General features: G+C 69.7%; 11 protein-coding genes and 1 rRNA gene. 8 read left to right on the forward strand and 4 right to left on the reverse strand.

Features of this window, described 5'->3' with window-relative positions; genetic code table 11:
* Window positions 1–5: 5 nt before the first annotated feature.
* Complete coding sequence (locus G9272_RS25625; protein WP_171398732.1) at window positions 6–2,180, reverse strand: serine/threonine-protein kinase; 2,175 nt, start codon at window positions 2,178–2,180, stop codon at window positions 6–8.
* 181 nt (window positions 2,181–2,361) lie between these two features.
* On the opposite strand from G9272_RS25625, the gene G9272_RS25630 reads away from it, so the two are divergent.
* From G9272_RS25630 to G9272_RS25640, 3 genes are all read left to right on the forward strand, one after another.
* On the forward strand, window positions 2,362–2,682 hold the full coding sequence (locus tag G9272_RS25630) for an SH3 domain-containing protein (RefSeq protein ID WP_171398733.1): 321 nt from the start codon (window positions 2,362–2,364) through the stop codon (window positions 2,680–2,682).
* Between the two features lie 291 nt (window positions 2,683–2,973).
* Window positions 2,974–3,552 carry an EamA/RhaT family transporter gene (locus G9272_RS25635; RefSeq protein WP_171398734.1) on the forward strand — a complete coding sequence of 193 codons (579 nt, stop codon included), beginning with the start codon at window positions 2,974–2,976 and terminating at the stop codon, window positions 3,550–3,552.
* A 126-nt stretch (window positions 3,553–3,678) separates the two neighbouring features.
* Window positions 3,679–4,455, forward strand: a complete 777-nt coding sequence (locus G9272_RS25640) for a class I SAM-dependent methyltransferase (RefSeq protein WP_171398735.1) — start codon at window positions 3,679–3,681, stop codon at window positions 4,453–4,455.
* Here G9272_RS25640 and G9272_RS25645 read toward each other — a convergent pair.
* Complete coding sequence (locus tag G9272_RS25645) at window positions 4,419–5,879, reverse strand: SulP family inorganic anion transporter (protein WP_171402170.1); 1,461 nt, start codon at window positions 5,877–5,879, stop codon at window positions 4,419–4,421. The genes G9272_RS25640 and G9272_RS25645 overlap by 37 nt on opposite strands.
* Window positions 5,880–6,236: 357 nt before the next feature.
* Between G9272_RS25645 and G9272_RS25650 the strand changes: the two genes are divergently transcribed.
* From G9272_RS25650 to proC, 3 genes are all read left to right on the forward strand, one after another.
* Window positions 6,237–7,085 carry an ABC transporter ATP-binding protein gene (locus G9272_RS25650; protein ID WP_171398736.1) on the forward strand — a complete coding sequence of 283 codons (849 nt, stop codon included), beginning with the start codon at window positions 6,237–6,239 and terminating at the stop codon, window positions 7,083–7,085.
* Entirely contained in the window at window positions 7,082–7,900 is an 819-nt protein-coding gene (locus G9272_RS25655; protein WP_171398737.1) for an ABC transporter permease, read from the forward strand. The genes G9272_RS25650 and G9272_RS25655 overlap by 4 nt, the downstream gene beginning before the upstream one ends.
* Before the next feature lie 213 nt (window positions 7,901–8,113).
* Window positions 8,114–8,926 carry a pyrroline-5-carboxylate reductase gene (gene proC / locus G9272_RS25660; protein WP_020132448.1) on the forward strand — a complete coding sequence of 271 codons (813 nt, stop codon included), beginning with the start codon at window positions 8,114–8,116 and terminating at the stop codon, window positions 8,924–8,926.
* Window positions 8,927–8,941: 15 nt separating this feature from the next.
* Here the strand turns inward: proC and G9272_RS25665 are convergent, their stop codons facing one another.
* Window positions 8,942–9,529, reverse strand: a complete 588-nt coding sequence (locus tag G9272_RS25665) for a cysteine hydrolase family protein (protein WP_171398738.1) — start codon at window positions 9,527–9,529, stop codon at window positions 8,942–8,944.
* Window positions 9,530–9,604: 75 nt separating this feature from the next.
* Here G9272_RS25665 and G9272_RS25670 point away from each other — a divergent pair, with 75 nt between their 5' ends.
* Window positions 9,605–10,612: a GlxA family transcriptional regulator gene (locus G9272_RS25670; protein WP_171398739.1), complete on the forward strand. Its 1,008-nt coding sequence runs from the start codon at window positions 9,605–9,607 to the stop codon at window positions 10,610–10,612.
* On the opposite strand, the gene trpS is transcribed toward G9272_RS25670, so the two are convergent.
* Window positions 10,540–11,577 carry a tryptophan--tRNA ligase gene (gene trpS, locus G9272_RS25675; RefSeq protein ID WP_171398740.1) on the reverse strand — a complete coding sequence of 346 codons (1,038 nt, stop codon included), beginning with the start codon at window positions 11,575–11,577 and terminating at the stop codon, window positions 10,540–10,542. The genes G9272_RS25670 and trpS overlap by 73 nt on opposite strands.
* An 852-nt stretch (window positions 11,578–12,429) precedes the next feature.
* Here trpS and G9272_RS25680 point away from each other — a divergent pair.
* Window positions 12,430–13,955, forward strand: a 16S ribosomal RNA gene (locus G9272_RS25680).
* Window positions 13,956–14,144 lie beyond the last annotated feature (189 nt).

The raw sequence follows: 14,144 nt of genomic DNA on the forward strand, positions 1-14,144 counted from the left end.
CGCGCTCACCAGTCCGCCGGGTCCCGTCCGTCCACCGCGAAGACGGTTCCGTCGGGGGCGCCGGCGTAGACGTGGCCGTCGACCGCCTCGGGCGCGGGCAGCGTGGCCACCACCTCGTCCGAGTTGGCGCCGAGCCGCAGTGCGGTCTGCCCGACGAGCTTGCCCTTCTCGGAGTCCACGGCGAGGAGCCGTCCGTCGGCGGCGCTGAAGTAGACGTGCTCGCCGTCGGCGGTCGCTACCGAACCCCGGCTCACCGCCGTCTGAAGGGACCACGCCTGCTTGCCCAGGGCCATGTCGACGGCCACGAGCGATCCGTCGAAGGCCAGGAGGTAGACCCGGTGGCCCTGCACGGTGGCCTGCGCCTCCTGGAGCGCGACGCCCAGCTTCACCCGCAGCGACACCTTGTCCTGCGGGTGGTAGCGGACCACGGCGTCGACCGTGCCGTAATCGGCGCCCTGGGACAGCAGGACGAGGCTGCCGTCCGTGGTGCCCACGAGACGCAGCGTGCCGCTGAGTCGCTCGTCCCACCGCACCTTCCCGGTCGCGGGATCCACGGCCGTGATCCGGGTGCGCCCGTCGTCCGACGTGCTCGACACATACGCCAGCGGATCCTTCGGGAACGCCGTGAAGTACGGCTCGTCCAGCCCCGGAATGCGCCGGCTCCACACCGACTTCCCCGTCGCGGCGTCCACCCCGGTCACCGTGTCGTCGGCCGCGGTCAGCAACAGGGTGCCGCCGACGCTCCGGACACCCGGGTAGTCCGACAGGTCGCGCTGCCAGCGGGTGACGCCGGACGCCGGGTCGAGCGCCTCCATCCGCTTGCCCGAGTGCGTGATCACCTGAGCCAGCCCGCCCGAGAGCACCGGCGCCTGGCTCGGCCCGTCGTCGTCGGTGAGGACGTGCCGCCACAGCACCCGCCCGTCTGACGCGTCCAGCGCCGACACCAGCCCCGACTGGACACAGAGCAGCCGCCGGGCGTCGTAGGTGCACTGGGGCATGCCGCCCGTGCCCGTACCGGTACCCGCGCCGGTGCTGCCCTTCGCCGGTCGCGTGCTCCAGGGAGTGAAGGCCGGCGACGCGGACTGCGAGCCGCCCGCGTCGCCCCGCGCGTCCCGGCCCGGGTCGTTCTCGCCGGGCAGCTGCGTGGCGAGGACCGCGCCGCCCGAGAGGACGACGACCAGCGCGCCGACCGCGAGGGCCACCCGCCGGCGCCGACTGCGCGGCCGCGCCTCCGCCCGGGCCGGTGCCTGCGCGGGCTCTTCCGCCCCCTCCGCCCCCTCCGAACCCGTCGGCTCAGCCTCGGTCTCCTCCAGCGCCCGCTGCGACGGTATGAACGCCTGCGTGTCGTACGAGGCCGCCACCGACCGCAGTTCCCGCATCAACTCATCGGGCGTGGGCCGGTCTTCGGGCTCCTTGGCCAGACAGCGCACCACCAGCGGCGCGAGGTTCCCCGGTACGCCGGTCAGATCCGGCTCGTCGTGCACGACCTGGTAGGCGACGACGTACGGGCTGTCGGAGTCGAACGGCCCGCGTCCCGTCGCCGCGTGCACCATCACCGACCCGAGCGCGAAGATGTCGGCGGCCGGTCCCACCTCCCGCGGCCGCCGGAACTGCTCCGGCGCCATGAACGGCGGCGTACCGATCAACTTGCCGGTCTCGGTGCGCAGTTCGCTGTCCTTCGGCCGGGAGATGCCGAAGTCGATGACCTTCGGCCCGTCCTCGGCCAGCAGGACGTTGCTCGGCTTCAGATCCCGGTGCACGACCCCGACCCGGTGGATGTCCCGCAGCGCCTCCGCGAGCCCGGCCATCAGCCGCCGCAACTCGCCCGAGCGCATGGGCCCGTTCCGCTTCACCTGCTCGGCGAGCGTCGAACCGGGAATGAACAGGGTGGCCATCCAGGGCCGTTCGGCCTCGGGGTCGGCGTCGACGACGGGCGCGGTGAACGCCCCGCTCACCCGCCGAGCGGCGGCCACCTCCTGGTGGAAACGGCCCCTGAACTCGGGATCCCGGGCGAACTGGGCGTGGACGACCTTCACCGCGACCTTCATCCCGGAGGTGCTCCGGGCCAGGTGCACCACGCCCATGCCACCGGAGCCCAGACGCTCCTCCAGGCGGTAGTGGCCGGCGTACTCCGGAAGTTCCGCTTCCGCGCCCGCCCCGGTGTTGCGCTGTGGCGTCATGGACCACCCCCGTGCTGTTCATCCGCGCGCGCGACGCACGGAGCCTAGTCGATGACTCGTACGGGACCGAGGCGGCTTGCTAGCCTCCGTGTGCGAATCCTGTACATGTGTTTTATTGCGTGTTTTAGGGGAATCAACGTGACCCCATGGCAGTCATGGGGTTCGACGGGGGAGGTTTTTCATGTCTGTTGACCGCGTGGAAGAGGTCGCGAGCGGCGGGACGGCGGAGGCCGTCACGACGGCCGCGGCGGCCCTCACCTACTACCCGATCGCCCCGGGCGTCCGGCTGAACGTCCGCAGCGGCCCCGGTACGAGCTACCCGGTCGTCAAGGTCCTGGCCGAGGGCACCAAGGTCCCGATCTTCTGCCAGACCCCGGGCACCTCGGTGAGCGGCCCGTACGGCACGACGAACATCTGGGACAACATCGCCGACAGCCAGTTCGTCTCGGACGCGTACGTGCGGACAGGCAGCGACGGCTACGTCGCCGCCCACTGCGCCTGAACCTGCGCCGGACCCGGACCCGGCCCTGGACCCGGCCCTGGGCCTGGCCCCTGACCCGGACGTGAGGCGCGGCCTCGGACCGGCCCGACTCGGACCTGGACCCTGTCCCGGATCTGAGGCGCAACTTCGGCTCGGTCAGGGGCCGAGCCCGAACCCGGACTCGGCCCCTGACCCGGACCCGGCCCTGAGGCGCAGCCTCGGACGGCCTTCGACCGGCCTCGGACCGGCCGAGGACCGGCCCAGCAGCAACCCACCCGGGAGCCCGCCTCCGCCCGGAGCCATAATCGTCCCGTGAGCGACGAAAACGGCACCCCGGACACTTCGGCCGGCTCCCGGGACACCTCGACCGGCCCGGCGGGCACCCGCACACCCGCCGGTCGGCCGGGAAGCCCCACCGGCGCCGGTCCCCGCCCGGAGCCCCTCCGCTTCTTCGGCACCACCTGGGTGGACCACGACCCCGGTTACCAGGGCTACGCGGCCCGCCGCATCGCCGTGGCCGTCGGCTCCCTGGCCGCCGTCACCGTCTCCTGCCTCGTCCTCCGCTTCGCCTACGAGGGCATCGCGATCGCCGACCTGGGCAGCTTCGTGACGCTCCTGGTCGTCGTGATGTTCGCGGTCTGCACCGTGCTCGCCTTCCGCCACACCTGGGAAGGCTTCACCAAGCGCCCCGATCCCGACCGCCAGGCCTCCCTGCGCGGTCTGCTCGCCGTCGGCTTCGTCGGCTCGCTGCTCGCGTACTTCTTCCGCACCCTCACCGAGGCTCCCGGCGAGAGGCTCCACCGCGAGGAGTACGACACGGCTCGCGACCAGTACGAACGCCGCTCCACCCGCCGCACGGGCAACCCGTCGAAGAAGCGCCGCCGCGGCTGACCTCCTGCCACGGACCTGGTGCCGTCCGGGAGCGGGGCGTGGCGGAGGACCGTGTCGTCGCGACCGAGCCGGCCCACAGACCCAAATCCGTTCCCCTTCCCGCCCACCTAGGGCCACCATGGCCCCATGACGGCCTCCTCCCACACCCCCTCGCACACCACCCGAGCCCACTCCTTCAACTCCGCCGCCGCCCAGTACGCCGCCAACCGCCCCTCCTACCCGACCGCCCTCTTCGACACGATCGAGGACCTCGCCGGCCGCCCCCTCGCCGGCGCACGGGTCGCGGACGTCGGGGCCGGCACCGGCATAGCGACCACCCTCCTGCACGCCCGCGGCGCCGACGTCATCGCCGTCGAGCCCGGGGACGGCATGGCCGTACAGTTCCGCCGCACCCTCCCCGAGGTGCCGATCGTCCGGGGCGACGGCAACCACCTCCCCCTGGCCACCGCCTCCCTCGACTTCCTCACCTACGCCCAGTCCTGGCACTGGACCGACCCGGCCCGCTCGGTCCCGGAGGCCCTGCGCGTCCTGCGCCCGGGCGGCGCGCTGGCGTTGTGGTGGAACACCGGCGCCCTCGACGTGCCCTGGCTCGCGGAGGCGGCCCAGCGCATCGACCGGTACTTCGGTGAGAGCACCCCCGCGAACATCAAGAACGTGAACGCCCGCGTCGTCGACCCCACCGGCCGCCTCGGACTGACCCGGCGTGAGGTCCGCTGGAGCCGCCGCGTCCCCGTCGACACGCACCTGGCCAACATCGGCAGCCACTCGATGTTCCTGGTCCACGGCGAGGAGGCGAGCACCGCCTTCCTGGCCGAGGAGCGCGACCACCTGATGCGGGCCTTCCCCGACGGACTCGTCGAAGAGGTCTACGACGTCATCCTGTTGCTCGCGACCAGAGCCTGACCGCGCGCGGCGGCCCACCCCTCCAGGGCCGCCGCACACGCGTGATCCACATGCCGCAGCCCGCCCAACTCCAGCCGAACCGCGCGGTCGCGCGGCAGCGCGTCCAACGCGTCCAGCAGCTTCGGCAGCCGCAGAAACGTCGCGTGCCCCAGCACCCGTACGACGAGCCCGGTGTCTCCCCGGTCCTCCGTCTCGACGTGCACATGGCTGATCTCCCACGCCGTCTTCGCCACGGCCAGCGCCAGCCCGACCAGCACCCCCTCGAACAGGTTTCCCGCCACGATCGCCACCGCCGTGACCCCGAGCACGACGGCCTCCGCCCGCTGCCCGCGCCACAGCTTCCGTGTCTCCCGCCAGGGCACCAGCCTGCCGCCGACGTACACCAGCAGCCCGGCAAGTGCCGCGACCGGAACGGCCCCCAGCACCCCGGGCAGCGCGGTCGCGAACAGCAGTAGCCACACCCCGTGCAGCACCCGCGACACCTTGGTCCGCGCGCCCGCCCGCGTCCCCTCGGAGACGGCACCTCCAGCTCCCGCAACCGCACTCCGCACGATGAAGGTCGTCATCGGCAGCGCGCCCAGCACCCCGCACACGGCGTTGCCCGCGCCCTGTGCCATCAACTCCCGGTCGTAGTCCGTCCCCCGTCCGTCGGGCAGCCGATCCACCGCCGCCGCGCCGAACAGCGACTCCGCCGACGCGATCAGCGCGAACGCCACTACGGTCCCGATCACCCCCACTTCCGTCAGCCGTCCGAGATCCGCCGCCTCCGGCACCCGTACGGCATTCCACAGCCCCTGCACCTGGACCCGCCGCACATCCAGGTCGAACACCCACGTGGCACCCGCCGCCGACGCCACCGCGACCAACGGCGCCGGAACCAGCCGCGCACCGCGCCGCCACCGCCCCCACAGCAGCAACATGACCATGGTGGCACCCCCCACTGACAACGCCACCGGATCCACCTCCCCGGGCAGCGACACCAACCCGGCGAGCCGGTCGAGCCCGCCCGCCGGCGCGGCCGCGTCCCCGAGGGCGTACACCTGCCCGGCGACCAGCACCAGCCCGATCCCGGCGAGCATCCCGTGCACGACGGCCACCGACACGGCCCGGAACCACCGCCCCAGCCGTAGCGCGCCGAGCCCGAGCTGCACCAGCCCGGCAGCGAGCACGAGCACGCCGAGCGCCGCCACCCCGTACCGCTGTACGGCCTCGTGGACGAGCACGGTCAGGCCCGCCGCCGGCCCACTCACCTGAAGGCTGCCGCCGGGCAGCGCCCCGACCACCAGCCCGCCGACGATGCCGGTGATCAGCCCCAGCTCGGCGGGCACACCGGAGGCCACGGCGATGCCCACACAGAGGGGGAGCGCGACGAGAAACACGACGAAGGAAGCGAACAGATCGGCCTTGCGGACACCACGGAGCAACACGGCGGCACCTCCAGGAGGGAAACGGGAGATGCGTGGGCGCGCCGCACCGGGGGAGGGCACGGCGACGAAGCTGCGCGGACCGGAGCGAGAGCAAGACCGACGCTCCAGCCGCGCATGAATTCCATTGTCAGTTGAAACGCCCGGCCGGACGGGAGGTTCCTGTGGTGACCCGGTGAACACGGAAGCGAGGGAACCGGATCATCCGCTTCCAGTGCCACCCCCACGCGCCCGCGCCCCTCCCCACGCGCCCGCGCCCCTCCCCACGCGCCCGCGCCCCTCCCCACGCGCCCGCGCCACCCCCAACGCGCCCACGCCACTTGACGCCCCGACGCACCCCGGAGCATTATTCATCACATGATGAATTTTAAGCCGAACTCCCGCCCACCCGGCGAGAACACGACCCAGGCCCCACCCGCCCCACCTGCCGCGCCCGCCGTACGAGCCGAGAACCTGACCGTCGTCCGAGGCCCCCGCACAGTCCTGCGCACGCTCGACTTCACCGTCCCTCGCGGCCGGATCACCGGCCTGCTGGGCCCCTCCGGCTGCGGCAAGTCGACCCTCATGCGCTCTATCGTCGGCACCCAGGACAAGGCCACCGGCACCCTCGACGTCCTCGGCCACCCCGCGGGCCACCCCACCCTCCGCACCCGCATCGGCTACGTCACCCAGGCCCCCTCCGTCTACGACGACCTGACGATCCGCCAGAACCTCGACTACTTCGCCGCGATCCTCGACCCGGGCCGAGCGGCAGCGGACCGCCGCCACGAGAACGTCACCCGAGCCATCGCCGACGTGGACCTCACCACCCACGCCGACGCCCTCGCCGGTAACCTCTCCGGCGGCCAGCGCAACCGCGTCTCGCTGGCCGTGGCGCTCCTGGGCACCCCGGAACTCCTGGTCCTCGACGAACCGACCGTCGGCCTGGACCCGGTCCTGCGCCGCGACCTGTGGAACCTCTTCCACGACATCGCCGCCTCTCGAGGCGCGACCCTGCTGATCTCCTCCCACGTCATGGACGAGGCCGAGCGCTGCCACCGTCTGCTCCTCATGCGCGAGGGCGAGATCCTCGCCGACGCCACCCCCGAGGCCCTGCGCACCCGCACCGGCGCCGACACGGTCGAGTCGGCCTTCCTGCACCTGGTGGACGCGGCGACAGAGGCAGCCCGCACAAAGGAGACCCGCACGACGGAGACAACCCGATGACTACGCCCAGGCCCACGCCTACGCCCACGACCACGCCCACCACCCCGGCTCCGGCCCCCGTACCCACCACCAGCGCCCTGAGCCTCTCCCGCACCACCGCCACCGCGGCCAGGGTCCTGCGCCAACTGCGCCACGACCCGCGCACCATCGCGCTGCTGGTCCTCATCCCCTGCGTGATGCTGTTCCTGCTCCGCTACGTCTTCGACGGCAGCCCGCGCACCTTCGACAACATCGGCGCGTCCCTCCTGGGCATCTTCCCGCTGATCACGATGTTCCTGGTCACCTCCATCGCCACCCTGCGCGAACGCACCTCGGGCACCCTCGAACGCCTCCTCGCCATGCCCCTCGGCAAAGGCGACCTGATCGCCGGCTACGCCCTCGCCTTCGGCACCCTCGCGATCATCCAGTCGGCCCTGGCCACCGGCCTGGCGGTCTGGTTCCTCGACCTGGACGTCACGGGCAGCCCCTGGCTCCTCCTCCTGGTCGCCCTCCTCGACGCCCTGCTCGGCACCGCCCTCGGCCTCTTCGTCTCCGCCTTCGCGGCCTCGGAGTTCCAAGCGGTCCAGTTCATGCCGGCGGTGATCTTCCCCCAACTCCTCCTCTGCGGCCTCTTCGCCCCCCGCGACACCATGCACCCCGCCCTGGAGGCCGTCTCCGACGTCCTCCCCATGTCCTACGCGGTCGACGGCATGAACGAGGTCCTCACCCACACCGACATGACGGCCACCTTCGTACGGGACATCCTCATCGTCGGCGGCTGCGCTTTCCTGGTCCTGTGCCTGGGAGCGGCCACCCTCCGACGCCGCACAGCGTGACCCACCAGCCCGCCCGGCGCTTGAGGACGAGGCCGTCCAGGCCGAAAGGAGGGAAAGGGGGGTCTGGGGACACAGCCCTCAGGGACGGGACGGGACGGGAAGGGGCGGCGGGGGCGAGAAAACGACGTCCGCCCACCGGACAGGCAAGCCGGACAGGCACCCCCGGTGCGACGATGAACCCCGGACGACGCAACCCCCGGAGGGCCCCGCACCATGACCCAGAAAGTCGCAGTCCTCGGCACCGGCAAGATCGGCGAAGCCCTCCTCAGCGGCATGATCCGAGGCGGCTGGCCCCCCGCCGACCTCCTCGTCACCGCCCGCCGCCCGGAACGAGCCGAGGAACTCCGCACCCGCTACGGAGTCACCCCGGTCACCAACGCCGAGGCCGCCAAGACCGCGGACACCCTGATCCTCACGGTCAAACCGCAGGACATGGGCACCCTCCTCGACGAGCTCGCCCCGCACGTCCCCGCCGACCGCCTGATCATCAGCGGAGCCGCCGGCATCACCACCGCCTCCATCGAGGAGCGCCTCGCCGCCGGCACCCCGGTCGTCCGCGTCATGACGAACACCCCCGCCCTCGTCGACGAGGCCATGTCCGTCATCTCCGCCGGCACCCACGCCACCGCCGCCCACCTCGCCCACACCGAGGAGATCTTCGGCGCCGTAGGCAAGACCCTCCGCGTCCCCGAGTCCCAGCAGGACGCCTGCACCGCCCTCTCCGGCTCCGGCCCGGCGTACTTCTTCTACCTGGTCGAAGCCATGACGGACGCCGGCATCCTGCTCGGCCTGCCCCGCGACAAGGCCCACGACCTCATCGTCCAGTCCGCGATCGGCGCCGCGACGATGCTCCGCGACAGCGGCGAACACCCGGTCAAGCTCCGCGAGAACGTCACGTCCCCCGCCGGCACCACCATCAACGCCATCCGCGAACTCGAGAACCACGGCGTACGAGCCGCCCTCATCGCCGCCCTCGAGGCCGCCCGCGACCGCAGCCGAGAACTGGCCTCCGGCAAGAAGGACTGACGCCGCCCGGGGCGGTCAGGCACCGGCCGCCCCCACGAGCTCCTCGGTCGTCACCACCCGCGCGAACCCACCCCCGTGCAGGGACACCGCCGACGCCTGCGCGATCTCCTCCGCACTCCGCCGCCAGCCGAACGGACCCTCCAGGTCGAACGTGTACGTCGCGTCGTACGCGAACAGCACGTCGTACCCGAGATTGCCGCCCATCCGCGCAGTCGTCTCCGCGCACATGTTGGTCTGGATCCCGGCCACCACGATCTGCGAGACTCCCGCCGCGGTCAGCCAGGCGGCCAGATCCGGCGTCCCGAGGAACGCCGAGTTCACCGTCTTGGTCAGGAACAGCTCGGCCCCGGAACCCTTCCCCCGCCGCTCCTCCACGTACTCCTTGAAGTCGTTCCCCTCATACCCCAGCCGCAACGGCGACCCCGGCTTCACCGAGTCGTGCCGCACGAACACGACCGGCCGCCCCGTCCCCTGCCATACGTCGATGAGCGCGGCGATGTTGTCATCGGCCCCGGGATTGTTCCGCGCCCCCCAGAAGTCCAGCTCCTCGAAGCCCTTCTGCACATCGACGACCACCAGCGCTGCGTTCTCCGCGATATCCATGCCCTCGATCCTGCCGCCGGGACCGCCCCCGCCCCAGCAGGTCGGAAGACAGCGATCGATGGTTTACTGCCAAGCGTGGACCCTGCGTACCGCGTCGCCCTCGTCGCCTTCCCCGGCATCCGCGCCTTCGACGTGTCCGTCATCACCGAGGTCTGGGGCACCGACCGCACCGACCGCGGCGCCCCCGCCTTCGACCTGCGCCGAGTCGCCACCGACAGCGCTTCCGTCCCGATGCGCGGCGGCCTGGCCCTCGCCCCCGACCGCACCCTCACCTGGCTCTCCCGAGCCGACCTGATCCTGGTCCCCGGCCTGGACGACCACCTCACCCCCGCACCCGCCCCCGTCCTGGACGCTCTGCGCCGCGCCCACGCCCGCGGCACCACCCTCGCGGCCCTGTGCGGCGGCGCCTTCACCCTCGCCCAGGCCGGCCTCCTCGACGGCCGCCGAGCGATCACCCACTGGGGCCTGATCGACTTCCTGCGCACCCACCACCCCCGAGTGAACGTCGTCCCCGACGCCCTCTTCATCGAGGACGACAACATCTGGACCGCCGCCGGCACGGCAGCCGGCATCGACCTCTGCCTCCACCTGGTCCGCCGCTCCCACGGCGCCGAGGCGGCCGCCACCATCGCCCGCTCGATGGTCACCGCCCCCTTCCGCACCGGCACCCAGGCCCAGTTCATCGAACACCCCACCCCCCGCGCCGACCGGGACGCCGACAACCTCGCCGCCGTACGCGACCACGCCCTGCGCCACCTGCACGAACCACTCACCGTCGCCGGCCTGGCGGCGCGGGCCGGCATGTCCCCCCGCAGCTTCGCCCGCCACTTCACGGCCGAGACCGGCGCCACCCCCCTGCGCTGGCTCCTCGACCAGCGCATCGCCGCGGCCCAGAAACTCCTCGAACGCACCGACCTCCCCATGCCCGAGGTGGCCCGGCGGGCCGGCTTCGGCAGCGAGGTCACGATGCGCCAGCACTTCGCATCGCGCCTCGCCACCAGCCCACGCGCCTACCGCACCGCGTTCAGCACCCGCTCGGTGACCGGCCCCGTCGCGGGCGGCAGCAGCCCGATCGCGCGATAGGCGCTGTCCACGACCGGCCGCGCCATCGCCCGAGCCTTCGCCGCCCCGTCCCGCAGCACCCCCTCCACATGGACGGGATCCGCGCAGAGCTCCCGGTGCCTGGCCTGCACCGGCCGCAGGACCTCGACCACCGCGTCAGCCGTGTCCTTCTTCAATGCGCCGTACGACCCATAGGCACCGGCCAGGGCCTCAGGCTCCCCGCCCGTACACGCGGCGAGGATCTCCAGCAGATTGGCGAGCCCCGGCCGCTCCTCCCGGTCGTACACGACCTCCCGCCCACTGTCGGTGACAGCCCGCATGACCTTCTTGCGCACCACATCGGGCTCGTCCAGCAGATAGACGATTCCCGGCCCGAGGTCGTCGCTCTTGCCCATCTTCGACGTCGGCGCCTGGAGGTTCATCACCCGCGCCGCCACCGCCGGATGCGTGGCCTTCGGCACGACGAACGTGTGTCCGTACCGCTGGTTGAACCGCACCGCCAGATCGCGTGTGAGCTCGACATGCTGGGACTGGTCGTCGCCCACCGGCACCTCGTCGGAGCCGTAGGCAAGGATGTCCGCCGCCATCAGCACGGGATAGGTCAGCAGCGACAGCCGCACACTGCCCCCGCGCTCCCGCTCCCGCCCGGACTTCTCCTTGTACTGGATCATCCGCCGCATCTCGCCGTCCGTGGCCACGCACTCCAGCAGATACGACAACCGCGCGTGCTCGTCCACATGACTCTGTACGAACACGGTGCACAGCTGTGGATCCAGTCCCGTCGCCAGCAACAGCGTCGCCGCCTGCCGACTGAGCCGACGCACCCGCGCCGGATCGTGCTCCACGGTCAGCGCGTGCAGATCGACGACGCAGAACAGCGAGTCCGCCCGGTGCTGGTCGACCTCGGCCCACTGCCGCAGAGCGCCCAGGTAGTTCCCCAGCGTCAGATGCCCGGTCGGCTTGACCCCGCTGAAGACCCGCTTCATCTCTCCACCTCCTGGTCGAGACCGCCACTCCGGCCGGCCGACCCCCTGGAACCCTGGAGGGAGAAACGAGAACGGCCGCCGAAGCGGCGGCCGTTGAGTGCATACGTGAGCACGGCCGCCGTCAGGCGGCCCACCACAGCTGGGTGCACGTACGCGTAGTCATGTGCGTCAGAGTACGCCTCAGGGGTGCCCGAGGGACATGAGTTGACACACCCCGACCGGATACGTAGTGTTCTCCGAGTTGTTCGACGTGAGCGCCGACCCCGGTCGGTCCCCGGACAGCCATTCCGCAGGTACCAACCACTTCTCGACGCGCAGTCGATTCGTCTGCCGTCGTGTCGTTGTCATGTGTATTCGCGAAATGAGGAATCCCGTTCGAAAGGACGCAGGGCCCCGATTGGCTTCGGGGGCCGGGAATCCGCTAAAGTCTCACTCGTCGGAACGGCCCAACAGCCGGGAAGACAACCCCCCTCTGACTGGGAATCAGGCCCGAAAGGATCTGATAGAGTCGGAACCGCCGGAAAGGGAAACGCGAAAGCAAGAACCTGGAAAGCACCGAGGAAATCGGGTCGAGAAAAGATCTGATAGAGTCGGAAACGCAAGACCGAAGGGAAGCGCCCGGAGGAAAGCCTGAGAGAGTCTCTCGGGTGAGTACAAAGGAAGCGTCCGTTCCTTGAGAACTCAACAGCGTGCCAAAAATCAACGCCAGATATGTTGATACCCCGTCCCCGGCAGTGATAGCCGAGGATGAGGTTCCTTTGAAACAAAACACAGCGAGGACGCTGTGAACGGCCGGGCTTATTCCGCCTGGCTGTTCCGCTCTCGTGGTGTCGACCGGATTACCGGTAAACATTCACGGAGAGTTTGATCCTGGCTCAGGACGAACGCTGGCGGCGTGCTTAACACATGCAAGTCGAACGATGAACCACTTCGGTGGGGATTAGTGGCGAACGGGTGAGTAACACGTGGGCAATCTGCCCTTCACTCTGGGACAAGCCCTGGAAACGGGGTCTAATACCGGATAGCACTTCCACTCGCATGGGTGGAGGTTGAAAGCTCCGGCGGTGAAGGATGAGCCCGCGGCCTATCAGCTTGTTGGTGAGGTAATGGCTCACCAAGGCGACGACGGGTAGCCGGCCTGAGAGGGCGACCGGCCACACTGGGACTGAGACACGGCCCAGACTCCTACGGGAGGCAGCAGTGGGGAATATTGCACAATGGGCGAAAGCCTGATGCAGCGACGCCGCGTGAGGGATGACGGCCTTCGGGTTGTAAACCTCTTTCAGCAGGGAAGAAGCGAAAGTGACGGTACCTGCAGAAGAAGCGCCGGCTAACTACGTGCCAGCAGCCGCGGTAATACGTAGGGCGCAAGCGTTGTCCGGAATTATTGGGCGTAAAGAGCTCGTAGGCGGTCTGTCACGTCGGATGTGAAAGCCCGGGGCTTAACCCCGGGTCTGCATTCGATACGGGCAGACTAGAGTGTGGTAGGGGAGATCGGAATTCCTGGTGTAGCGGTGAAATGCGCAGATATCAGGAGGAACACCGGTGGCGAAGGCGGATCTCTGGGCCATTACTGACGCTGAGGAGCGAAAGCGTGGGGAGCGAACAGGATTAGATACCCTGGTAGTCCACGCCGTAAACGGTGGGAACTAGGTGTTGGCGACATTCCACGTCGTCGGTGCCGCAGCTAACGCATTAAGTTCCCCGCCTGGGGAGTACGGCCGCAAGGCTAAAACTCAAAGGAATTGACGGGGGCCCGCACAAGCAGCGGAGCATGTGGCTTAATTCGACGCAACGCGAAGAACCTTACCAAGGCTTGACATACACCGGAAAGCATTAGAGATAGTGCCCCCCTTGTGGTCGGTGTACAGGTGGTGCATGGCTGTCGTCAGCTCGTGTCGTGAGATGTTGGGTTAAGTCCCGCAACGAGCGCAACCCTTGTTCTGTGTTGCCAGCATGCCCTTCGGGGTGATGGGGACTCACAGGAGACTGCCGGGGTCAACTCGGAGGAAGGTGGGGACGACGTCAAGTCATCATGCCCCTTATGTCTTGGGCTGCACACGTGCTACAATGGCCGGTACAAAGAGCTGCGAAACCGTGAGGTGGAGCGAATCTCAAAAAGCCGGTCTCAGTTCGGATTGGGGTCTGCAACTCGACCCCATGAAGTCGGAGTTGCTAGTAATCGCAGATCAGCATTGCTGCGGTGAATACGTTCCCGGGCCTTGTACACACCGCCCGTCACGTCACGAAAGTCGGTAACACCCGAAGCCGGTGGCCCAACCCCTTGTGGGAGGGAGCTGTCGAAGGTGGGACTGGCGATTGGGACGAAGTCGTAACAAGGTAGCCGTACCGGAAGGTGCGGCTGGATCACCTCCTTTCTAAGGAGCACTTCTAAGCCTGTCCCTTCGGGGGCCGGTTCAGAGGCCAGTACATCGGCGTACGTCCGATGCTGGTTGCTCATGGGTGGAACGTTGATTATTCGGCATTCTCAGTCATCTCGGGCTGCAAGTACTGCTCTTCGGAGCGTGGAAAGCTGATCATGAGTGGCGAGGGTGCCGGGCACGCTG

The organism is Streptomyces asoensis, assembly GCF_013085465.1.
Classification (GTDB): Bacteria; Actinomycetota; Actinomycetes; order Streptomycetales; family Streptomycetaceae; genus Streptomyces; species Streptomyces cacaoi_A.